The 21,132-nt window shown below is 63.9% G+C and carries 20 protein-coding genes and 1 tRNA gene; 18 read left to right on the forward strand and 3 right to left on the reverse strand.

The window, feature by feature from the left end:
* The first annotated feature begins 1 nt into the window (after position 1).
* The 4 genes from RB2654_RS20385 (at position 2) to RB2654_RS20400 (ending at position 3,043) form a co-directional block, all read left to right on the forward strand.
* Positions 2 to 976, forward strand: coding sequence for a type II secretion system F family protein (locus tag RB2654_RS20385; protein ID WP_008335341.1), 975 nt, complete (start codon positions 2 to 4; stop codon positions 974 to 976).
* Between the two features lie 46 nt (positions 977 to 1,022).
* Positions 1,023 to 1,601 (forward strand): tetratricopeptide repeat protein, encoded by a 579-nt coding sequence (locus RB2654_RS20390; protein ID WP_148912528.1) that lies wholly within the window; start codon positions 1,023 to 1,025, stop codon positions 1,599 to 1,601.
* A gap of 66 nt (positions 1,602 to 1,667) precedes the next feature.
* Positions 1,668 to 2,531: a tetratricopeptide repeat protein gene (locus RB2654_RS20395; RefSeq protein ID WP_008335344.1), complete on the forward strand. Its 864-nt coding sequence runs from the start codon at positions 1,668 to 1,670 to the stop codon at positions 2,529 to 2,531.
* Positions 2,528 to 3,043 (forward strand): prepilin peptidase, encoded by a 516-nt coding sequence (locus RB2654_RS20400; RefSeq protein WP_008335345.1) that lies wholly within the window; start codon positions 2,528 to 2,530, stop codon positions 3,041 to 3,043. Before RB2654_RS20395 ends, RB2654_RS20400 begins: the two co-directional genes overlap by 4 nt.
* 15 nt (positions 3,044 to 3,058) lie before the next feature.
* Here RB2654_RS20400 and RB2654_RS20405 read toward each other — a convergent pair whose 3' ends face one another.
* Complete coding sequence (locus tag RB2654_RS20405; RefSeq protein ID WP_040885349.1) at positions 3,059 to 4,684, reverse strand: DUF2029 domain-containing protein; 1,626 nt, start codon at positions 4,682 to 4,684, stop codon at positions 3,059 to 3,061.
* A gap of 139 nt (positions 4,685 to 4,823) precedes the next feature.
* Here RB2654_RS20405 and RB2654_RS20410 point away from each other — a divergent pair, with 139 nt between their 5' ends.
* The 6 genes from RB2654_RS20410 to RB2654_RS20435 all read left to right on the forward strand — a co-directional run bounded on the left by RB2654_RS20410 (position 4,824) and on the right by RB2654_RS20435 (position 12,417).
* Positions 4,824 to 6,149 (forward strand): DUF8689 domain-containing protein, encoded by a 1,326-nt coding sequence (locus tag RB2654_RS20410; protein WP_008335347.1) that lies wholly within the window; start codon positions 4,824 to 4,826, stop codon positions 6,147 to 6,149.
* Positions 6,150 to 6,334: 185 nt separating this feature from the next.
* Positions 6,335 to 8,728 (forward strand): ligase-associated DNA damage response DEXH box helicase, encoded by a 2,394-nt coding sequence (locus tag RB2654_RS20415; RefSeq protein ID WP_008335348.1) that lies wholly within the window; start codon positions 6,335 to 6,337, stop codon positions 8,726 to 8,728.
* A 248-nt stretch (positions 8,729 to 8,976) separates the two neighbouring features.
* Positions 8,977 to 9,627, forward strand: a complete 651-nt coding sequence (gene pdeM / locus RB2654_RS20420; RefSeq protein ID WP_008335349.1) for a ligase-associated DNA damage response endonuclease PdeM — start codon at positions 8,977 to 8,979, stop codon at positions 9,625 to 9,627.
* 66 nt (positions 9,628 to 9,693) lie between these two features.
* A complete protein-coding gene (locus RB2654_RS20425; RefSeq protein ID WP_008335350.1) occupies positions 9,694 to 10,143 on the forward strand; it encodes a PaaI family thioesterase in 450 nt (149 codons plus the stop codon).
* Entirely contained in the window at positions 10,140 to 10,931 is a 792-nt protein-coding gene (locus RB2654_RS20430) for a crotonase/enoyl-CoA hydratase family protein (protein WP_008335352.1), read from the forward strand. The genes RB2654_RS20425 and RB2654_RS20430 overlap by 4 nt, the downstream gene beginning before the upstream one ends.
* A gap of 193 nt (positions 10,932 to 11,124) precedes the next feature.
* Complete coding sequence (locus RB2654_RS20435) at positions 11,125 to 12,417, forward strand: homoserine dehydrogenase (protein WP_008335353.1); 1,293 nt, start codon at positions 11,125 to 11,127, stop codon at positions 12,415 to 12,417.
* 130 nt (positions 12,418 to 12,547) lie between these two features.
* Here the strand turns inward: RB2654_RS20435 and RB2654_RS20440 are convergent, their stop codons facing one another.
* Positions 12,548 to 12,991: a type II 3-dehydroquinate dehydratase gene (locus RB2654_RS20440; protein WP_008335355.1), complete on the reverse strand. Its 444-nt coding sequence runs from the start codon at positions 12,989 to 12,991 to the stop codon at positions 12,548 to 12,550.
* 54 nt (positions 12,992 to 13,045) lie between these two features.
* Positions 13,046 to 14,032: a TRAP transporter substrate-binding protein DctP gene (gene dctP, locus RB2654_RS20445; RefSeq protein ID WP_008335356.1), complete on the reverse strand. Its 987-nt coding sequence runs from the start codon at positions 14,030 to 14,032 to the stop codon at positions 13,046 to 13,048.
* A 195-nt stretch (positions 14,033 to 14,227) separates the two neighbouring features.
* Between dctP and RB2654_RS20450 the strand changes: the two genes are divergently transcribed.
* From RB2654_RS20450 to RB2654_RS23500, 8 genes are all read left to right on the forward strand, one after another.
* Positions 14,228 to 14,914 carry an FCD domain-containing protein gene (locus RB2654_RS20450; RefSeq protein ID WP_040885911.1) on the forward strand — a complete coding sequence of 229 codons (687 nt, stop codon included), beginning with the start codon at positions 14,228 to 14,230 and terminating at the stop codon, positions 14,912 to 14,914.
* Between the two features lie 136 nt (positions 14,915 to 15,050).
* Positions 15,051 to 15,995, forward strand: coding sequence for a class II fructose-bisphosphatase (gene glpX, locus RB2654_RS20455; RefSeq protein WP_008335360.1), 945 nt, complete (start codon positions 15,051 to 15,053; stop codon positions 15,993 to 15,995).
* A 9-nt stretch (positions 15,996 to 16,004) separates the two neighbouring features.
* The gene (gene recJ / locus RB2654_RS20460) at positions 16,005 to 17,753 is read left to right on the forward strand and encodes a single-stranded-DNA-specific exonuclease RecJ (protein WP_008335362.1); all 1,749 of its coding nucleotides are present in this window, start codon (positions 16,005 to 16,007) and stop codon (positions 17,751 to 17,753) included.
* A complete protein-coding gene (locus RB2654_RS20465; protein WP_008335364.1) occupies positions 17,750 to 18,280 on the forward strand; it encodes a P-loop nucleotide/nucleoside kinase family protein in 531 nt (176 codons plus the stop codon). Before recJ ends, RB2654_RS20465 begins: the two co-directional genes overlap by 4 nt.
* A gap of 76 nt (positions 18,281 to 18,356) precedes the next feature.
* Positions 18,357 to 18,431: transfer RNA gene (locus tag RB2654_RS20470), tRNA-Glu, on the forward strand.
* A gap of 312 nt (positions 18,432 to 18,743) precedes the next feature.
* Positions 18,744 to 19,004, forward strand: a complete 261-nt coding sequence (locus tag RB2654_RS20475; protein WP_008335366.1) for a hypothetical protein — start codon at positions 18,744 to 18,746, stop codon at positions 19,002 to 19,004.
* Positions 19,005 to 19,897: 893 nt separating this feature from the next.
* Positions 19,898 to 20,215 carry a KTSC domain-containing protein gene (locus tag RB2654_RS20480; protein ID WP_083783445.1) on the forward strand — a complete coding sequence of 106 codons (318 nt, stop codon included), beginning with the start codon at positions 19,898 to 19,900 and terminating at the stop codon, positions 20,213 to 20,215.
* A 479-nt stretch (positions 20,216 to 20,694) separates the two neighbouring features.
* Positions 20,695 to 21,072 (forward strand): hypothetical protein, encoded by a 378-nt coding sequence (locus RB2654_RS23500; RefSeq protein WP_148912527.1) that lies wholly within the window; start codon positions 20,695 to 20,697, stop codon positions 21,070 to 21,072.
* Positions 21,073 to 21,132 lie beyond the last annotated feature (60 nt).

The following is a 21,132-nucleotide window of genomic DNA, read 5'->3' on the forward strand; positions in this document are numbered from 1 at the left end:
GATGATCGACCAACTCACCGCGATCCTGACCGACAAGTTCGGCCCCTTCGGCCCCCTGATGGCGCTTGGCGGATTGGGCGTTCTGCTGATCGTCGGCGCCCTGCCCCTGCTGTTCAAGCGCGAGGAAGACCCGCTGAACAAGCTCAAGAAAAGCCAGAAGGAACTGGAAGAAGAGCATATGGCGCTGCGCCGCACCGAAAGCGGCGGGATGGGCGACAAGCTGGAGAAATACAAAAGTTTCCTCGAACCCGAGGACAGCGAGGAATATTCCGCGATCCAGCTTCGGCTGCTTCAGGCGGGCTATCCTGGCAAGAACGCGGTGCGCACCTATCACTTCGCGCAATTCGCGCTGGGTCTCGGCCTGCTGTTCGCCGGTCTTATCTATTCATTCATCACGAACGACGGCGAAACCTCGACGCAGAAGATGATTATGACCGTGCTCATCCCCGGCGCGGTGGGTTACGTCGCCCCGAAATATTGGGTCACGCGCCGTGTCGACAGCCGCAAGGAAGAGATCACGAACGGCTTCCCCGACGCGCTCGACATGATGCTGGTCTGCGTCGAGGCCGGTCAATCGCTCGACCAGGCAATCATCCGCGTCGCCAAGGAAATCCGCGCGGGCTATCCGGCGCTGGCCGACGAGTTCGAGATCGTGAGCTGGGAGATCAAGGCGGGCAAGGACCGCATTCAGGTTTTGCGCGACATGGGCGAACGCTGCGGCGTGGCCGATGTCCAGTCCTTCGTGACCGTGCTGATCCAGTCGACCAGCTTCGGCACCTCCATCGCCGAGGCGCTGCGCGTCTATGCCGGCGAAATGCGTGACAAGCGCGTGATGCGGGCCGAGGAAAAGGCAAACACCTTGCCGACCAAGATGACCCTTGCCACAATGATGCTGACGGTTCCGCCGCTTCTCATCATCCTGATCGGCCCCTCCGTCTACGAAGTGTATAAGACGCTGAAGAATATCAGCTTCTAGGGCGCGACCGAGCAGCGCGCCTTGCAAAAAACAAGGGACGCGCCGCATGGCACGGACAGGCACATCCATTATCGCAATGCTGGTGGCGACTTTCGCGCTCGCCGCATGCGAAAATGCAAAGGGCCTCGGCAACAGTGGCGGCAACGCCTATGCCCCCGATGCCCGCGTGGCGGGCGAGGACAGCGTCGACGGGCTGATCGTCGGCCACCGGCTGATGGAAGCGGGCGAATACGAACTGGCGCTGAAAGCCTATCTGCGCGCCGCCGCCGAAGACGGGATCAGCGTCGACACGCTGTCGGCCATGGGCTCGGCGAACCTGTATCTTGGGCGTCTGGGCCAGGCCGAGCGCCTCTTGCGTCAGGCGGTCGAGGACGACCCGACATTCGCCCCCGCATGGAACAACCTGGGCGTCGTGCTGATGGAAACCGGCAATGTCGGCGAGGCGGTGCGCGTGTTCAAGATCGCCTTCGGCGCGGACAGTGGCAAATCGGACTCCATACGTGAAAACCTCAACCTCGCGCTATCAAAGCAGGAAAACATTGCGTATGATGGTGAGGAAGAAAAAGCGGAATTCGCCCTGATGCGTCGTGGGCGCGGAGACTACCTCCTGCTCGGGACGCGATAGACGCCGAAAACGGCGCAGCAGACAATAAGCGGATCCGCCGAGGAGAGCAGGAAAAGGATACAGGCCATGCGCCATCCCTTCGTCGTGTCCGCCGCCCTGATGGGGCTCGTCGCGCTGTCCGGCTGCGAAAGCCAGATGTCGGATGAAGAAGTCGAACGTGCGGTCGCCGGTGTGAACGTCATCGACGAGTCGAACCTCAACGACATCATGCTGACCGTGGGCGACCCGGAAGAAGCGGTCGCCTATTTCCGGCGCGCGTCCGCGCAGGCCCCGGAACGCATGGATTTCAAACGCGGTCTCGCCCAATCGCTCGTCAAGGCGCGCAAGGCGTCCGAGGCGGCGAACGTCTGGTCCGAAGTGGCCAACAGCGCCGAAGGCACGGCGGACGACCGCGTGAACCTCGCCGATGCCTATATCCGGGCGGGCGACTGGGCCAAGGCCAAGACCGAACTCGACAAGGTGCCGCCGACGCATGAGACCTTCATGCGCTACAAGCTGGAAGCGATGGTGGCCGACAGCGATCAGGACTGGAAGCGGGCCGACAGTTTCTATGAAACCGCCGTGGGCCTGACCACGCAGCCCGCGGGCACGTTGAACAACTGGGGCTACTCCAAGCTCACGCGGGGCGATTTCAGCGGGGCCGAACGGCTGTTCGGCGAGGCGCTGAGTTACGACGCGGGCATGTTCACCGCCAAGAACAACCTCGTCATGGCACGTGGCGCGCAGGGCAAATACGACCTGCCCGTGGTCGAGATGAGCCAGGTCGAGCGCGCGCAGCTTCTGCACACCCTCGCGCTGGCCGCGATCAAGCAGGGCGACGTCGTGATCGGCAAGACGCTGTTGCAGGAAGCCATCGACACCCACCCGCAGCACTTCGAAGAAGCCGTCCGCGCCATGCGGGCGTTGGAATCGAACGTCTCGAACGGATGATGAGCGTTCAGCCCGCCCTTCTCGGGCTCATGTTCCTGCCCTTCGCCGCCGTGATTTCGGTCTGGGTCGCGATCAGCGACATGAGCCGGATGAAGATCCCGAACAAGGCGGTGATGGCGCTGTTCGGCGTCTATGCCGTGGTCGGGCTGGCGGCGGTCGCGATGTCGGTCATCACCCTTCCCGACTACCTCTGGCGCTACGTCCACCTCGCGGTGATCCTGCTGGTCGGCTTCGTGATGAACGCCGCCGGGCTTCTGGGGGCGGGCGACGCGAAATTCGCGGCCGCCATGGCGCCCTTCGTGGCGCTCGGCGATCTGTCGGTCTTCGCCTTCATCTTCGCCGCCGCGATCCTCGGCGGTTTCGTCCTGCACCGGATCGCCAAGCGCGTGTCCTTCGTGCGCGCGGCGGTGCCCGGCTGGGAAAGCTGGGAACGCGACGATTTCCCCATGGGTCTTTGCCTTGGGATCGGGTTGGTCGCCTACCTCGCCTTCGTGGCGCTGACCGGGGTCTGACCCGCCACGCGGGGATCAGTCCCCGACTTCGTAGAGAATGAACTCCGACGTCCGGGCCACTTCGGTCAGGGCGACATCCGCCTCGTCCAACTCGGCAAGGATCAGGTGGCGCGTGGTCACCGACATCGGGCAAAGCGGCACGACCACGAAATCGGCGTTCTCCAGCCCCGACAGGTTGCCGTAATACCAAGGCGCGTTCCCCGGCAGCGGCTCGAACGCGCCGAACAGCCAGAAGGCGTTGAGCAGATCGGCCACGAAGGCGGTCTTGCCCTCGATTAGCCCCGTCTCGTTCAGAAGCTTCGCGTTCACCTGAAACCAGCCGACCGTGCCCACCTCGTTCGCGCAGTTGGGCAGCGTCTCGCCCTTCCACTCGGTCACTTCGTTCTGGCGGAATTCAGGATCCCAGAACGCGCCATAGATCGTGTCCGGCCCATCCAGCGCCACCTTCGCGTCCATGCGATAGGCGCGGATGGTCGGGGTCACGATGTCCTCGTGCACGCCGGAACCGGGAAGAAGCGCGGTGTAGTCCTCGGGCTCTTCCGTCAGGTGGCGGAACGGCGAGTAGGCAAGGTTGATGAGGCTCGGCGCCCCGAAGGCCAGCGCGGCGACGGCAGTGTAGGTCATGACCTCCCGCATGTTCCAGCCGAAGCTGTTGGTCACCTCGCCATCCGGCCTGAGTGCGATCAGCATGAGCCCCAGAAGCGGCAACCACTGGGGATCGTTGCCGAAATTCTGATAGGTGACGTAGAAGAACCCCGGCACGAGGATCAGCATGACCAGACCTTCGAGCATCCGGCCCGCGTGGCGCAGCCAGATCACCGACAGGATCAGCATGAGGCTCCCCCCCATCCACGCAGGCGCACCGACGGTGACGCCGAAGGCATAGCCGGGTTGCGGGCGCACGTCCGACGCCGCGACGGTGGCGAGATCGCGCAGATAGGCGAGCCAGAAGATCGGCGTGCCGGCCAGAACCGTGACGGCGACCATGACGACAAGCCCAGCGATCAGGCCCGAGATCACCGTCCGCCACGCCTTGCGCCCGATGAGCGCCACCAGAATGGCCGGAAGGAACGCGATCAGATAGGTCGCCTTGGTGAGAAGCAGCAGGGCCATGGCGACGCCGATAATCACCCCGTCCAGCGTCCGGTTTCCGCCCCGCGCGGGCATCACCGCGGTCGCGATGGCCAGAAACGCCGCGGCCCAGGCCCAGCGGTTGTAATGCATCGAAATCGACACGGCGCGCGTCGTCTCGCCATGCACGAGCGCGAGGATCAGGATCAGGATCACCGCGCCGAATACGTAGGACCACAGGCCCGCAAACCGCGTCTTGGCAACATACCATGTCGCGGGCAGCGCGATCAGGGCGATCAGCACCTGCGACCACAGGATCGCGTGCCCGACCCCAAGGCCCAATGAGACGAGCCATGCGATCGGCGCGATGGCAAGGGCACCGATGGGCGTGACGAAATCCAGATGCGGCCAGTCGCCGTCGGCCATACGCAGAACCATTTGCAGGAGGTGCAGCGTGTCGCCTTCGTGCTTGCCGAGGTAGAACCCGCCCTTCAAAAGCGCGGCCCCGCCCAACAGGACCGTCATCAATGCCAGCGCAATCGCCAGCATTTTATCATTTGTCTTGCCCATTCTGCCCTCTTTTCGCCGAGTTCTTGGTTTTTGTTGATGGTGCTTCGGCCACCTTGCCCCGGACTATACCGGGTTTTGGACGGGCCGAGGACGCAAAGCGGAAAGATTTGGGAAAAAAAATCAGGCAGCGAGCAGACGAATGAAAATGGATACCCCCCCGACCCCGGCCTCCGGTGTCGAACCGCCACCGCCGTGCCGGAACATGGAAGACACCGGTCTGACCCCGGTCATGATGCGCGACATCCTGTTGAAGACCATGTTCCGCATGAATGCCGAGCATGTCAGCCAGTTGGAGAAAATCCTCTGCCTTCCGACCCGCGTGACGCAGGAGCTGATCGACAGCGCCCGCGATCAGGGGCTTGTCGAGGCGACCGGCACGCTGCACGCGACCTCGGGCAATGAAATGGGTTATCGCCTGTCCGATGGCGGCAAGGCCCGCGCGCTCGACGCGCTGTCGCAGTCGGAATACTACGGCGCGATGCCCGTGCCGCTCGACAAGTATTACGAACAGGTCGAGCGCCAATCGATCAAGAAAATCCAGATCACGCGCGACCAGCTGACCGGCGCCATGGGGCACCTGATCCTGCCGAACGAGTTGCTCGACCACCTCGGCCCGGCGGTCGGCTCGGGCCGGTCGATCCTGATGTACGGCCCGCCGGGCAACGGTAAATCGTCGATCTCGAACGGCATCCGCGACGCGCTCGGCGACAAGATCTACGTCCCGCGCGCGATCCTGTATTCCGGTCAGGTCATCACGGTCTACGACCCCATCGTGCATTCCAAGGCCGAGGATCAGGTCGACGACCCGAACTCCCTGCGCCGCACGTCGAACCGCTACGACCGCCGGTATGTGCGCTGCCAGCGCCCCACCGTCATCACCGGCGGTGAACTGACGCTCGACATGCTCGACCTCGTCTACAACCCGACGGCGCGGACCTACACCGCGCCGCTCCAGCTCAAATCCACCGGCGGCGTCTTCATCGTCGACGACCTTGGCCGTCAGTCCGAGCCGCCGCAGGCGCTTATCAACCGCTGGATCGTGCCGCTGGAAGAGGGCAAGGACATCCTCGCCCTGCAATCGGGCGAGAAATTCGAGGTGCCGTTCGACACGTTGGTGATCTTTTCGACCAACTTCCACCCGAACGAGATCTTCGACAAAGCGGCCCTGCGCCGGATCTTCTTCAAGATCAAGATCGACGGTCCGGGGCAGGAGGATTTCCTCAAGATCTTCGCCATGGTCGCGAAGAAGAAAAAGATGCAGCTGGACGAAGCCGCGCTGATCCATCTGCTCAAGAAGAAATACCCGACGATCGACAACATCTATGCGAACTATCAGCCGGTGTTCCTGATCGACCAGATGATCGCGATCTGCGACTTCGAAGGCATCCCCTATCGCATGTCGCCGGACCTGATCGACCGGGCCTGGGCCAACATGTTCGTCAAGGACGAGAAGATCATCCACTGACGCCAGAACAGCGAGCGGCGCGCCTGAAGGGGCTGGCGCGCCGCTCTTTCCACACCGCCGGGGCCGAACGCAACTCCCCCGACATGGCGTGAATTCCAACTGTCCTTTGTCAAACGCGGGCGGTTCGCCGTTCCGTCGCGGGTTTTTGCGTTTTCTTCGCCGGCGCGCGAAAATACTGTCGATGTATGAGCGCCCTGCCCCCGATCATCGCCGACTGGTTCACCGAAAAGGGGTGGTCCGTCCATCCGCACCAGTTGGAGATGCTGGCACGAGGCAACGATCCCGCAACGCTGCTGGTCGCCCCGACAGGCGGCGGCAAGACGCTCGCCGGATTTCTGCCCACACTGGTCGAACTGGCCGAGCACCCGCGAAAAGGGTTGCATACGCTCTATATCTCACCGCTGAAGGCGCTGGCCGCCGACATGCGGCGCAACCTGACCGGACCGATCGACGAGATGGGCCTGCCGATCCGGGTCGAGGATCGCTCCGGCGACACGACCCAGACCCGCAAGAAAGCCCAGCGCGCCGACCCGCCCGAGATCCTGCTCACGACCCCCGAAAGCCTCGCGCTGCTCCTGTCCTACGAGGACGCACCTCGCATGTTCGCAGGGCTGGAACGGGTGGTGGTGGACGAGTTGCACGCACTTGCGGAATCGAAGCGCGGCGACCAGTTGATGCTCTGCCTCGCGCGGCTCGTCTCGATGCGCCCGGACCTGCGCCGCGTAGGGCTGTCCGCCACCGTCGAAGACCCGCCCGCGCTCGCCCGGTTCTTCATGGCCGGCGGTTGTCCGGTCCTGACCGCCGACCCCGGACCGGACCCGGACATACGTATGCTTACCACCCAGACCCCGCCGCCGTGGTCGGGCGGTGGCGGTGCCTATGCGATCCCGGACGTGCTGGAAGAAGTGAAGCGCCACAAGACGACGCTGATCTTTCACAACACGCGAGCGCAGGCCGAGATTTTCTTTCACAATCTGTGGCTTGCGAACGAGGAAGGCCTGCCCATCGGCATCCACCATGGCTCCCTCGCCCGCGAACAGCGGCAAAAGGTCGAGGCCGCGATGGTGGCAGGAGAGCTGCGCGCCATCGTCTGCACAGGCACGCTCGATCTGGGTCTAGACTGGGGCGATGTGGACCTTGTCATCCAGATCGGCGCACCGAAGAACGTCAAACGTCTGGTGCAGCGGATCGGGCGGGCGAACCACCGCTACAACGCCCCGTCCAAGGCCCTGCTTCTGCCCGCGAACAGGTGGGAGGTGATCGAGTGTCAGGCCGCGCTCGAAGCCGTCCTCGCCCGCGATCTCGACGGCGATCCGCGCGGACCGGGGCCGCGTGACGTGCTGTGCCAGCACATCCTGATCGTGGCTTGTTCAGGCCCCTTCGACGAGGTCGAGCTGTTCAACGAAGTGCGCCGCGCGGGCGGCTACGCGGGCCTCACCCGCGCGCAGTTCGACGAGGCGCTCGATTTCGTGGCGACCGGTGGATACGCCCTGCGCGCCTATGATCGCTGGCAGCGCCTGAAACAGCGCCCCGACGGCCTGTGGCAGCTTCGCGACCCGCGCGCCGCCGCGCTGGTCCGCATGAACATCGGCACCATTCAGGACACCGACACGCTCAAGGTCCGGATGCGCCAGAACCGCAAGTTTCTGGGCGAGGTCGAAGAGGGCTTCGCCGCCTCTCTGATCCCCGGCGACACCTTTCTGATGGGCGGCAAGATCGTGCGGTTCGAAAGCCTCAAGGAAATGCATGTCGACGTGACGAACGATAAGGGGCGCAAGCCCAAGATCGCGGTTTTCGCAGGCTCCAAATTCGCCACCTCGACGCAGCTGTCGGCACGGGTGCTCGACCTCATCCACCGTCGCGACCTCTCGGCCCTGCCCAGTCACACGCAGGATTGGATCGCCCTGCAACGCGAGGTGAGCCACCTGCCGGAAGCGGGCCGTATCCTCGTCGAAAGCTTCCCTCATGACGGTCGCGCACAAACTGCGATCTACGGCTTTGCGGGGCGCGGCGCGATGCAGACGCTCGGCCTGCTCTTGACCCGCCGGATGGAGACCGCGGGGCTGGGCCCCCTCGGCTTCGTCGCCACCGATTATGCGACCCTGATCTGGAGCCTTCACCCGGTGGACGACCCCGCCTTTCTGTTCAGCCGCGACGATCTTGTCGCCGGGCTCGAGGGGTGGCTGTCGGAAAACGCCCTGATGAAGCGCAGCTTCAAGGCCGTCGCCAACATCGCGGGCCTGACTCCCCGCAACTTCCCCGGCACGCGCGCGAGCGGTCGGCAGGCCACATTCTCGTCCGACATCCTCTACGACACCCTGCGCCGCTACGACCCCGACCACCTGCTTCTGAACATCACGCGCGAAGAGGCGATGCGCGGCCTCATCGACTTCGGGCGGATCGAGGAAATGCTGGAACGCACCGAGGGCCGCGTCGACCATATGGTGCTGGACCGCGTGACACCCTTCGCGGCCCCCCTGTTCCTCGAAGTCGGCAAGGTGCCGGTGGACGGCATGGGACGCGAGGCGTTGATGGAGATGGAGGCGGAAAGGTTGATGCAGGAAGCCGGGCTGGCATAGGGCGGTGACCTTTGCGCGGCGTCAGCGGAGCGAGCTCAGTATCGTCTGGCTCGAGGATACTAGAATCCTAGTATTCCAGTATCGGTGCATACAGACAATTTCCAATGGAACCATGATCTTACGAGCTACCCACCGACCCCGAAATCGTTAACGCGTTAACACATCCGCCCTCTCCCACGTTCAAATTCGCACCTCTCCATCCCATCTCGCCCTTGCAAACCCACGCTCTGCAAGGCACAGAACAGATCATGAACGACCACCCCTTCACCTTCGCTGGCGCCGACCTGTCCTTCCGCCCGACCGGCGCGCTGTTCTGGCCCGCCGAACGCCTGCTGGTCGTCTCGGACCTGCACCTCGGCCGGTCGGAGCGGTTCGCCCGGCGCGCGGGCGCTCTGCTTCCCCCTTACGAGGTGCAGGATACGCTCACGCGCCTCGAAACCGACATCGACGCGACCGGGGCGACGACCGTCATCTGCCTGGGCGACAGTTTCGACGACGACGCGGCCGCGCATGGGCTGGACGACAGCGTGGCGCTCTGGATCACCCGCCTGATGGCCGGACGTCGCTGGGTCTGGATCGAAGGCAACCACGACCCCGGCCCCGTTGAACTCGGCGGCGATCACCGCGCAGACCTGACCCTCGGCCCCCTCACCTTCCGGCACATCGCCGCCCCCGGCGCTGTGGGCGAAGTCTCGGGGCATTACCACCCCAAGGCACGGGTCGCCGGGCGCGCCCGGCCCTGCCTGCTGCGTGACGACGCCCGCGTGATCCTGCCCGCCTACGGCACCTATACCGGCGGTCTGCGCAGCCACGACCGCGCCCTCACCATGCTCATGCAACCGGGCGCCGTCGCGGTGCTCACCGGCACGCGCCCGCTCGCGATCCCGATGCCGCGTTAGCCGTCGCCGCGTCACGCTTGCCCCTCGCCCCGCACCCCGACAGGATGCAGCGAGGGAGGCGATGGCATGGACTTCACACCGAAAGACCCGGATTTCGAGGCGCGCGTGCGTGCGAGCTTCGCCCGGCAACCGATGATGGAAACGCTGGGCGCCACCATGACCGACGTGCGCCCCGGCACCGTCACCATCGTGTCGACGATCCCGCCCGGCACCCTGCAACAGCAAGGGTCGACCCATGCCGGCCTCGCCTTTTCGATCGGGGATTCGGCGGCGGGCTATGCGGCATCGTCGCTGTTGCCCACGGGAAACGAGATCGTCACCTCCGAGATGAAGATCCACCTCCTCGCCCCCGGGCGTGGCGAGCGTCTCGTGGCCACCGGCCGCGTGATCCGGCCCGGCCGCCGCCTGACCATCGTCGAGGCCGACGTGTGGTCCGAAATCGCGGGCGCCCGCACCCTTATCGCGAAACTCATGGGCACGATGGTGCCCGTCCCACTCGTGGAGCCAACGACATGACCGACCGCGTCACCATCGACATTCAGGACCACGTGGCGCTCGTCACGATGAACCGGCACGACAAGATGAACGCGCTGGACCCGGACCAGATCGACGCGATCATCGCGGCGGGGGAAGAGGTCTCGACCACCAAGGGCGTGCGCGCCGTCGTCCTCACCGGCGGGCCGAAAGCGTTCTGCGCCGGGCTGGACATGGCGTCGATGGCCAATATCGCGCAAGATGCGCAGGGGGACGGGTTGATGCCCCGCACCCATGGCATCGCCAACAAGTTTCAGGCGACCGCGATGGTCTGGGCCGAATGCCCCGTCCCCGTGATCGCCGCGATCAATGGCCACACGCTGGGCGGCGGGTTCCAGATCGCGCTCGGCCCCGACATGCGCATCGCCGCCCCCGACGCGCGCTTTTCCGTCATGGAACTCAAATGGGGCATCGTGCCGGACATGGGCGGGCTTCACCTCGCCCGCCGCCTGATGCGCGGCGACATCCTGCGCCGCCTGACCTATACCGCCGAAACCTTCGGTGCCGAGCAGGCGCTCCACTGGGGCGTGGTGACCGAAATCACCGACGACCCGCTCGCCCGCGCGATGGAGCTCGCCACCGCCATCGCCGGCAAATCCCCGGATGCGATCCGCGCCGCAAAACGCCTGATATCCGAGACCGAACAAACATCCCCCGCCGACACGCTCCTCGCTGAAAGCCGCATTCAACAGGAACTCATCGGCACGGCGAACCAGATGGAGGCGGTCATGGCAGGTCTGCAGAAACGCGCCCCGAATTTCACGGACTGACCGCGCCCCTTCTCTGTTTCCGGAAACCTTGGGGTGAGGCCCGCCTTGGCGGGCCGAGGGGCAACGCCCCTTGCGGGCGCGGGCTTGCCCGCGCCTGCCCCCTCGCGACGGGCAAGCCCGGCGCAAACCCTCCATTGCACCCAGCAAGGCCTTTGGATAAGTGGACGCAGCGCAATTTCGACGGAGATCCGCCATGTCCACCCCCGCCCCGCTTCGCCTCGGCATCGCAGGTCTCGGTACCGTCGGCGTCGGCGTCATCAAGATCGTGCGTAAACACGCCAAGCTGATCGAAGAACGCACGGGCCGCCCCGTCGCGATCACCGCCGTCGCCGCCCGCAACCGCGCCAAGGATCGCGGCGTGGATCTTGGCAAGTATGACTGGGAAGACGATCCCGTCACGCTCGCCACCCGCGACGATGTCGATGTCTACGTCGAACTCATGGGCGGGTCCGACGGACCGGCCAAGGCCAGCGTGGAAGCGGCCATTGCCGCAGGCAAACACGTCGTTACCGCCAACAAGGCGCTGCTCGCCCATCACGGCCAAGCCATCGCCGAGGCTGCCGAGGCGGCCGATGTTGTGCTCCGGTTCGAAGCCGCCGTCGCCGGGGGCATCCCGGTCATCAAGGCGCTGACCGAAGGGCTTGCGGGGAACGAGATCACGCGGGTCATGGGCGTGATGAACGGCACCTGCAATTACATCCTGACCCGCATGTACGACGCCGAACTGCCCTATGACGTGGTGTTCGACGAGGCCGACAAGCTGGGCTTCCTCGAAGCCGACCCGCAGCTCGACGTGGGCGGGATCGACGCGGGCCACAAGCTGTCGCTCCTATCCTCCATCGCCTTCGGCACGCAGGTCAACTTCGACGGGGTCGAGCTTGAAGGCATCGAGCGCATCAAGATCGAGGATATCGAGCAAGCCGCCGACATGGGCTACCGGATCAAGCTGCTCGGCGTCGCGCAGATGACGGGCCGTGGGCTGGAACAGCGCATGTCGCCCTGCCTCGTCCCTGCCGCCTCACCGCTGGGCCAGCTCGAAGGCGGCACCAACATGGTGGTGATCGAAGGCGACAGCGTCGGCCAGATCGTCATGCGGGGCGCCGGTGCGGGCGAAGGCCCGACCGCCTCCGCCGTCATGGGCGACGTCATGGACATCGCGCGCGGCATCACGATTTCGACCTTCGGCAAACGGGCCACCGATCTGGTGCCTGCAAAGCCCGCCAAGGCCACCGTTCCCGCCGCGTATTACCTGCGCATGTCGCTGATGGACAAACCCGGCGCGCTGGCGAAAGTCGCCGCCGTTCTGGGCGATGCGGGCGTGTCGATCAACCGGATGCGCCAATACGGCCATGACGAAGGCACCGCCCCCGTCATCATCGTGACCCATACCACGACCCGCGCCGCGATCGACGAGGCGCTCTCGGGCCTCGGAGCCACCGGCGTCGTCGAGGGCGATCCGGTCGCGATCCGTATCGAAGAAGTTTGACGGTCGGCCCCGACGCCCGAGGGGCTAGCCGGCGCGACCGGGCAATCCCCGGTCGCCACTCGTGAACGTCAGGCCATGTGAGGCAGGTTTCGCGCCTCACCGCTTTCGCCTGTCACCACGCCCGGCGACCTCAGGCCGCGCGATCCGTCACGAGGTCCAGGGCCGCGCGAACCGCGTGGTCGTAACCGCGTGCGCCAAGCCCGCAGATGACCGCCGTCGCGATGGGCGACACCAGCGACGTCCGGTAAATCTCATCCCGGGCATGGATGTTCGAAATATGCAATTCGATAAGCGGCCCGGAGAACATTTTAAGGGCATCGAGCACCGGGATTGATCGAAAACTGAGACCTGCGGGGTTGATGACAAGCGCGTCGGCCCTGTCGCAGGCTTCGTGAATCCAGTCGATCAGCTGGTATTCCGCGTTCGTCTGCCGGAACTCCAGCGGCGCGTCGCCCACCGCCTCCCGACACATGGCCTCGATCTGGGCCAGCGTCGTGTGACCGTAGATGTCAGGCTCTCGCAACCCGAGCCGGTTCAGGTTCGGGCCGTTCAAAACGTAAAGACCGCGGCTCATCACGGTGTCCTTCTCATGGGGAAGTGAGGCGGCCGTTCAGGCCGCCTCGGGCCGTCACAGGCCGTTGATCTTGTCCAGCATCCCTTCGGGCCAGTCCTTCGACAGATCCGAATTCAGATACTTGTCCTGCGCGTAGGCACGAAACGCGTCCACATCCGGCGTATGGAACGTCATCCCTTCGCTCTCGAAGAACGCGACGAGTTCCGCTTCCTGCGCCAGATGCTGTTCGGTCGACCATGCGATCGCCTCGTCCGCTGCACTTTGCACGGTGGCTTTCTGTTCATCCGACAGGCCATCCCAGACCTCCTTCGACATCACGAGCAGGTCGTATCCCACAAGATGCGAGGTCAGCACCGTCTGGGTCTCGACCTCGTAGAACTTCATGTTCTGCACGTTGGGCAGCGGGTTGTCCTGCCCGTCGATCGCGCCCGTCGCAAGGCCGGTATAGACCTCGGCATAAGCCATCGGAGTCGGGTTCGCGCCCAGTGCCTCGCCCAGGAACTGCCACGCCTCGCCGCCCGGCATCCGCAGCTTCACGCCCGCCATATCCTCGGGCCTGTTGATTTCCTTGTCGATTCGCAGGCCGACCTGACGGGTGCCGAAGTATGTCGGGCCGAGGATTTTGATCCCAAGCTCGTCCTCCACCATCGCCTTCATTTCTTCGCCCGGCTCGGAGTTAAAGAACGTCCGCAGGTGGTCGGCGTCGCGGAACAGATAGGCCGAGGTCAGGATCGAGAACGCCGGAAGCTGGTTCGACACGTCCTGCGGCGCGATGTTCCCCATTTCGAGGTTGCCGCGCTGGATCGCCACAAGCTCGGTCCCCTGCGCGAACAGGGTCGCACCGTAATAGCCATTGAAGGTGAACTCGTCGGTCAGCGCCTCTGAGAACTTGTTCATCATTTCGGCGCGGATGTCGTTGGCCGAGAACACGGCGGAAAAGTTCAGCTCGACCGTGTCCTGAGCCGTGGCGGGCACGGCGGCCATGACCGACGTGGCGACCGCAAGCGAAAGAAGGGCGCGACGGCCCAATCTGAAAGTCATGTCATTCCTCCCTTTTGCCGATGAATCTATTTTCATCGGATGATTTTAAATTCATATGCTGACTCGACGCGGGCTGTAAAGCGAAAGCGGTAGGGCCGATGCGCTTGCCAAACATCGGCTTTGCTTTCGCCCGGGCTGACATTATCGCGTGTTTCGAGAATAATCGTATGAACGCCAGAAATGGGCTTTTGTCTGATGATCAAGAAAACCTACGCCGACGCCGCGATGAACGAGACTGTCGGAGAGACGGCCTACAGACGTCTGAAATTCGATATCATCCGCGGGATCGTAGGTCCGGGCGAAAAGCTGCGGATCGACCAGTTGAAGGACCGCTACGACATTGGCGCCGGAACGGTGCGTGAGATCCTGACGCGGCTCTGGGTCGAAGACCTCGTGGTCGCCGAAGGGCAGAAGGGGTTCGAGGTCGCGCCGGTTTCGGTCGCGGGCCTGCGCGACATCGCTGCGTTGCGCACCTTGCTGGAAACACAGGCGCTTCGCCTGTCGCTCGCCACCGGCGATCTGTCGTGGGAGGCGGATGTGGTCCGGTCCTACTACATGCTGCACACGGTCGAAGAGCAATTGATCGCGGGCGACATGAACTCGGTCAACGACTGGGTGCAGCAGGACTGGGAATTCCACCATGCCACCATTTCGGCCTGCGCCTCGCCGTCGCTCATGGCCGCCCATTCCAACGCCTTCGACCGGTTCATCCGCTATCACATGATCGTTCTGGACTTTCGCGGCCGCCCGGCCGCCGACGAACATGCGAAGCTGCGCGATCTGGTGATCGCGCGCGATACCGAGGCTGCCGTATCCCTGTTGACCTCCCACATCGGCAGCGGTGTCGAACACATTCTGGCCTCCGGTCGGATACCGGCCTGAAACACGGGCAACACTGGTTGCGCTAAACGCGCTGGGGACGCTTGGCCCCCCTCGCGCCGCCTGCTAGGTGTTGGCCAACCAAAATTCTGAGGGACTTCCGAACATGTCTGCTTCTCCCGTCGTATTTGCCGATCGCATGCTGTCACTGGGCCTTGCCCGCGTGTCGGAGGCCGCCGCGATGGCCTCGGCCAAACTGGTGGGGCGCGGCGACGAGAAAGCCGCCGACCAGGCCGCGGTCAACGCCATGCGCGACCAGCTCAACCTGCTCGACATCAAGGGCACCGTGGTCATCGGTGAGGGCGAGCGGGACGAGGCCCCGATGCTCTACATCGGCGAAGAGGTCGGCACCGGGAACGGGCCCGAGGTGGACATCGCGCTCGACCCGCTCGAAGGCACGACTCTGACCGCCAAGGACATGCCGAACGCGCTGACCGTAATCGCCATGGCGCCGCGCGGCACGCTGCTCCACGCCCCCGACGTCTACATGGAAAAGCTGGCGATCGGGCCGGGCTACCCGGAAAACGTCGTTTCGCTCGACATGAGCCCGTCGGAACGCGTCAAGGCGCTGGCCAAGGCCAAGGGCTGCGAGCCGTCCGACATCACGGTCTGCGTGCTGGAACGCCCGCGCCATGAAGACATGATCGCCGACATCCGCTCCACCGGGGCCGCGATCCGCCTCATCACCGATGGCGACGTGGCCGGGGTGATCCATTGCGCCGAACCGACCACGGGCATCGACATGTATATGGGATCGGGCGGCGCGCCCGAGGGCGTTCTGGCCGCCTCTGCGCTGAAATGCATGGGCGGGCAGATGTGGGGCCAACTCACCTTCCGCAACGATGACGAGCGGGGCCGCGCCGCCAAGGCCGGGATCACCGACCTCGACAAGGTCTATTCCCGCGACGAAATGGTGCGCGCCGACGTGATTTTCGCCGCCACCGGCGTGACCGACGGGTCGATCGTGCGCGGCATCATCCGCGAGCCGCACCACCTGACCACCGAGACCATCCTGATGCGCTCGAAATCCGGTTCGGTCCGGCGTATGACCTACCGCAACCCGAAGGAGTGGGTGGGCGCGTAAGGGGGCCACGTGGCCGCATTTCTCGACGTAGACAACAGCCTAACGGGCCGGCGCTGGACCGGCCCCGGGGTCGAACTGGAACGACAGGCCGAGGCGCTGGTGCAGGCGACCGGCCTGCCGGCGCCCGTCTGCGCCGTCCTCGCCCGCCGGGGGGTGCAGGCGGACGAAGCGGCGGGGTTCCTCGCCCCCACGATCCGCGACACGCTCCCCGACCCGCGTTCGATGCGCGACATGGATCGCGCCGCCGCACGCCTGTTGGCTGCTGTCGACAAGAACGAGCGCGTGGCCGTGTTCGCCGACTACGACGTGGACGGCGGATCGTCTGCCGCGCTTCTCATCGACTGGATGCGCCGGATGGGGCGCGACATCACGCTCTACATTCCCGACCGGATCGATGAGGGCTATGGCCCCAACGTCCCGGCGATGGAGGCGCTGGCGGAGACTCACAGCCTCATCGTCTGCGTCGACTGCGGCACTCTCAGCCATGAGCCCATCGCGGCGGCGAACGCCAAGGGGGCCGAGGTCGTGGTGCTGGATCACCATCTGGGCGGCGAAACGCTGCCGCCCGCGCTGGCCGTCGTGAACCCCAACCGGCAGGATGAGGTCGATGCGCCGGGCTATCTTTGTGCCGCCGGGGTCGTGTTTCTCATGCTCGTCGAAGCGGGCCGCCAGCTGCGCGAAGCCGGGCGACGTGGACCGGACCTCATGGGGATGCTCGACCTTGTCGCTCTGGCCACCGTGGCGGACGTGGCACCGCTTGTGGGGGCCAACCGGGCGCTGGTGACACAAGGGTTGAAGATCATGGCCCAGCGCGGACGCCCCGGCATGGTGGCGCTGGCGGACGTGGCGCGGATGAACGAGGCGCCGCGCCCGTACCATCTGGGCTTCCTCATGGGGCCGCGCGTCAATGCGGGCGGGCGCATCGGCAAGGCCGACCTCGGCGCGCGGCTTCTGGCCTGCACCGACCCGGCCGAAGCGGGCGCGCTGGCCGCGCGTCTCGACCAGCTCAACACCGAGCGGCGGGAAATCGAGGAGCAGGTACGCCTCGCCGCGCTGGATCAGGCCGAAGCGCGCGGGCTGGACGCCCCGCTCGTCTGGGCCGCCGCCGACGGCTGGCATCCGGGCGTCGTCGGCATCGTCGCCTCGCGCCTCAAGGACGCGGCGCATCGCCCGGCCATCGTGATCGGTTTCGACGGGGACGAAGGCAAGGGGTCGGGCCGCTCGGTCTCGGGCGTCGACCTTGGCGCGTCGATCCAGAAACTCGCGGCTGAAGGTCTGATCGAGAAGGGCGGAGGGCACAAGATGGCGGCGGGCCTGTCCTTGAGCCGCGCGCAACTCGAACCCGCCATGGCGCGCCTGTCCGAACTTCTGGCACGCCAAGGCGCGGGCGCGGGTGGCCCCCGCGATCTGGCGGTGGACGGGATTCTCATGCCCGGCGCGGCCACCGTGGACCTCATAGACGAGATCGAAGCGGCCGGACCGTTCGGCGCGGGCGCGCCCGCCCCGCGCTTCGCCTTCCCCGATGTTCAGATCTCCTTTGCCAAGCGCGTAGGCGACCGCCACCTCAAGGTCAGCTTCGGCGATGGGCTGGGCGCCAAGATCGACGCCATCGCCTTCGGCGCCTATGACGGGCCGCTCGGCCCCGCGCTGGAAGGCCACGGCGGCGCGCGGTTCCACCTGGCCGGACGGTTGGAGATCAACCACTGGCAAGGCCGTTCGATCCCCCAGCTTCGCCTCGAAGACGCCGCGCGGGCATGACCCGCCCGGTGCTCATCACGCTCTGCGGGCTACCCGGCACCGGCAAGACCACCCTTTCGCGTGCCGTCGCGACCGCCCTGCCCGCCCAGCACCTGCGCATCGATACCATCGAGGCCGCGATGAAGGCGCGGGGGTTCAAGTTCGACGGCGCGTCCGGCGACGCGGGCTATCTGGTCGCCTATGCTCTGGCGCGCGATGCGCTCACCCTCGGGCAATCCGCGGTGGTCGATGCCGTCCACGGCTGGCCCGCAGCCGAACGGTTGTGGTTCAAGGCCCTGAGCGGCCTGAACGCCGCCCACCTGATCGTCGAATTGACCTGTTCGGACCTAACCGCGCACCGCAAACGCATCGAAACCCGTGTCGCCGACATCGCGGGCATGACCCTGCCCGACTGGGAAGCCGTCGAGGGCCGCACCTATCTGCCGCCCGACCAGCGCGACCTGATGATCGACACCGCGACCACGGGGATCGAGGCCGCGACCGCGCTGATCCTCGAGGGGGCGCGGGATACCGCCACCCGCGACTAAAGTTTTTTGCACGGGGCCGATTTTCCCTCTTGCACCCGACCCGGCGTTTTTCTAGAACCCGCCTCACGCCAAGCGCGGCCCGTTCGTCTATCGGTTAGGACGCCAGGTTTTCAACCTGGAAAGAGGGGTTCGATTCCCCTACGGGCTGCCACGGCGCTACCCCAAGATATTGATAAGAAAAGAGAAATCCGAAAATATCCGTTCGGATTGTGCTTCGCCCCCAAAAACACCCCCTATTTTTTCTCTGGTAGCGGCTCCGAGTAACAAATTGTTACAGTTGTTCACAATTCGGACTTGGTACTTTTGAAGGCATGCACCAAATGCTGAGCCTTCCCGAGTTGATGTGAGCTTGCACCTTTGGATGCATCCATAGACGCGCACATCTCGAACTGGCTCCAAATGCACCACAGACATGCCTATGTCAGCGTGCTTGCCTTCCAAGACAACTTGGAAGGAGACCAAAATGCTTGGATCAGATGCTGCGTGCGCCCCGGAAAAGCTCTACCTTTTAGCGTGTGAATTGCTGCGCGACGATGGGTGCGAAATGCCACAGCTTGACGACGTAGCCGCCCTGCTTGGCGCCGCTTTGGCCTACAGTCATATCGACATGGCACTGGACCTGAGGGACACACGCGCTTTCGAGTCAGCACTCGCTGACGTAGCCGCCTACGCGACCGACTTTCATTCTCGCTTTGTCGAGCTATTGGAAGGGAAGAAAAACTAGCGCTATCGCACGCGCCCTCGCCCCTCCCCACGTTGGTCATGGCGTCAGTCAGCGGAAAGGGAACGTGAGATGGGGAAAGCGCGTGCCCCAGTCCTGTTAACGGAAGTGAACCCTATGGGGAAAGACGCCGCGCCAGCGGGTGGAGCGGGTCAATGAAGCAATAGATCGGCTATTGGCGGGGCTTGGGCTTCAGGTCGGCAGGCAACACGTCGAACCGGATGACGCGGCTGCAGACAGTCAGTCAGGTGTCAGTCAGAGAAGAACCAATTTGCGATGGTTCTGACTTGGGCATGAAACCCTCAGAATTGGGAACGTCTGAGAGACGCAGGCATGGCAGGAGTTGCACATAGATGTAATGAGCGAGGCCAGCCTCCTCCCAGAGGGGGGGTAAGACGCATCCCACCCCCCGGGCTACCGCCAGCGCTTCCTCTTTTGACAATGTACCGATGCCCGGAAAAAATTTGCGTCAAAACGTAGAGGGGGGGGCCTGACTTCGGTCGCACCATACCTTTGTACCAGCTCGAAGTTGTCGGCCTTGGATTGCGGGTGATTTTTCGCCCAACCACTGTTAGCCTGTTATCCAACGCATTCAGGATTTTAGAAGCCGTATGATTGTCGCATTTGCATTGTCAGGAATTTGGATAGCAGCACTCGTGCCCTTCTTTGGGCACCGTCTTGAATGGGTGCGTTGGACCGTTCGCTTTCTCGCAATACCTGCCTACGTAGTGCTGGGAGCGATTGCGTTCCAAGTTTTGGGTTTCCTCTCGGGCGACGGATCACAGTACAACCCAGATTGTCCACCCGCAGCGCAGCGATACTGCTAAAGTCAAACAGCTGTTACGTCCAAAAATCTTAGTGGGAAATCAATTGGTACAGGAAAAGGAGACGACGGAATGCTCAAGTACGCAGTAGGGCTAGCAATGATGGCGGTCGCTTTGCCGTGCGTCGCGGAAACGGTGAACGTGAAGTACTGGGGCGCGGCAGATCTGGATGAATATGCCTGCACGGATACCCAATCGAGTTTTGTTCACAGGATCTGCTTCAACGGCGACGAAGCGCACGTAGTCGTGCTGCTGAACTCGACATACTACGCCTACTGCAACGTCGATGCTGCAACCGTCCGGAACTGGCTGAATTCGAGTAGCAAAGGGCGCTTTTACAACGCGAACATCAAGAACAGTGGTTCGGGCGGGCGTTTCTCCTGCAACTAAAAATTCATTGGGTTCCCGAACCTGCGAGGTGGGCCAAATGGCTACGAAAAGGCAAAAAAGGTTCATGGATCAAGTTGCAAAGGCCGCACAAACGGCGCGTCCTGCTAGACGGAGAGGAAAACCAATGATTTCCAACCTGACCGAAGAGGGGAGAGAGCAGGGCCTGTTGGCTGCTCGCAGCGCGCCGCGCTGCAAGGCTACGCGCCGAGATGGCCTGCCTTGTCGAGCACCCGCACTACGCGGAGCAACCAAATGCGTGAAACACGGTGGCAGGGTGCAAGTCCCTGACCACCCGCACAACATACGTCGCTTTTTCAATGGCCAGCTGAGTCGGTCTGATGACCGCCATGGCGCCGTCCGCAACGGCAAGGCTACTTGGGAGGCTATGTCATTCCGCCAGCGTCAGAGCTTCCTAGAAGGGCTGCCAACACATATTGCTGAAAAAGAACATGTGCTGTTCGAAGCAGTTTTTTTGACCCATGAGGCTGAAGCCGGGAGGCTTCCGCTCGGCCAATACCATCGCCGTTGGTCCGAACTCCTGCGAGGCGATAGGGTTTGAACTTCTGTTGCTGGAAATTCGAGACCTAAAGTCCCGAAAATCCAAACTGGCCATTTCAACAATTCCCTCGCGGGATCGACGAGAACGGAGAAAGATGATGCGTTTTACTAGGATTGCGCTGGTATTCTTGGCAGGTTACGCCACGAATGATTTGCTGGGGGACCTAATACCTGAAGTCGCTCCGCCCGCGCTCGCGCTTTCCGATTTTGATGAAGTCGTACAAGAAATCATCGAGGACTGCGAGGTGTATGTGTACGACTTTGATGGTTCTGCGGGCTATGGAGAAATTGACTGCTAGGAACAATGCGAGACGTTCGGAATCTCGCGCGTAATGGATTCAGGGCAGATAGATACTTGG

It is taken from the genome of Maritimibacter alkaliphilus HTCC2654, assembly GCF_000152805.1.
In the GTDB taxonomy this organism is placed as follows: Bacteria; Pseudomonadota; Alphaproteobacteria; order Rhodobacterales; family Rhodobacteraceae; genus Maritimibacter; species Maritimibacter alkaliphilus.

Coding starts and splice junctions, on each gene's coding strand:
- RB2654_RS20410 (WP_008335347.1), top strand. CDS start 4,824: ATGAAAATGGATACCCCCCCGACCCCGGCCTCCGGTGTCGAACCGCCA.
- RB2654_RS20450 (WP_040885911.1), top strand. CDS start 14,228: ATGATCAAGAAAACCTACGCCGACGCCGCGATGAACGAGACTGTCGGA.
- pdeM (WP_008335349.1), top strand. CDS start 8,977: ATGAACGACCACCCCTTCACCTTCGCTGGCGCCGACCTGTCCTTCCGC.
- glpX (WP_008335360.1), top strand. CDS start 15,051: ATGCTGTCACTGGGCCTTGCCCGCGTGTCGGAGGCCGCCGCGATGGCC.
- RB2654_RS20415 (WP_008335348.1), top strand. CDS start 6,335: ATGAGCGCCCTGCCCCCGATCATCGCCGACTGGTTCACCGAAAAGGGG.
- RB2654_RS23500 (WP_148912527.1), top strand. CDS start 20,695: ATGAGGCTGAAGCCGGGAGGCTTCCGCTCGGCCAATACCATCGCCGTT.
- RB2654_RS20440 (WP_008335355.1), bottom strand. CDS start 12,991: ATGAGCCGCGGTCTTTACGTTTTGAACGGCCCGAACCTGAACCGGCTC.
- RB2654_RS20390 (WP_148912528.1), top strand. CDS start 1,023: ATGGCACGGACAGGCACATCCATTATCGCAATGCTGGTGGCGACTTTC.
- dctP (WP_008335356.1), bottom strand. CDS start 14,032: ATGACTTTCAGATTGGGCCGTCGCGCCCTTCTTTCGCTTGCGGTCGCC.
- RB2654_RS20400 (WP_008335345.1), top strand. CDS start 2,528: ATGATGAGCGTTCAGCCCGCCCTTCTCGGGCTCATGTTCCTGCCCTTC.
- RB2654_RS20480 (WP_083783445.1), top strand. CDS start 19,898: ATGCTCAAGTACGCAGTAGGGCTAGCAATGATGGCGGTCGCTTTGCCG.
- RB2654_RS20435 (WP_008335353.1), top strand. CDS start 11,125: ATGTCCACCCCCGCCCCGCTTCGCCTCGGCATCGCAGGTCTCGGTACC.
- RB2654_RS20465 (WP_008335364.1), top strand. CDS start 17,750: ATGACCCGCCCGGTGCTCATCACGCTCTGCGGGCTACCCGGCACCGGC.
- RB2654_RS20425 (WP_008335350.1), top strand. CDS start 9,694: ATGGACTTCACACCGAAAGACCCGGATTTCGAGGCGCGCGTGCGTGCG.
- RB2654_RS20475 (WP_008335366.1), top strand. CDS start 18,744: ATGCTTGGATCAGATGCTGCGTGCGCCCCGGAAAAGCTCTACCTTTTA.
- RB2654_RS20385 (WP_008335341.1), top strand. CDS start 2: ATGATCGACCAACTCACCGCGATCCTGACCGACAAGTTCGGCCCCTTC.
- RB2654_RS20430 (WP_008335352.1), top strand. CDS start 10,140: ATGACCGACCGCGTCACCATCGACATTCAGGACCACGTGGCGCTCGTC.
- RB2654_RS20405 (WP_040885349.1), bottom strand. CDS start 4,684: ATGGGCAAGACAAATGATAAAATGCTGGCGATTGCGCTGGCATTGATG.
- RB2654_RS20395 (WP_008335344.1), top strand. CDS start 1,668: ATGCGCCATCCCTTCGTCGTGTCCGCCGCCCTGATGGGGCTCGTCGCG.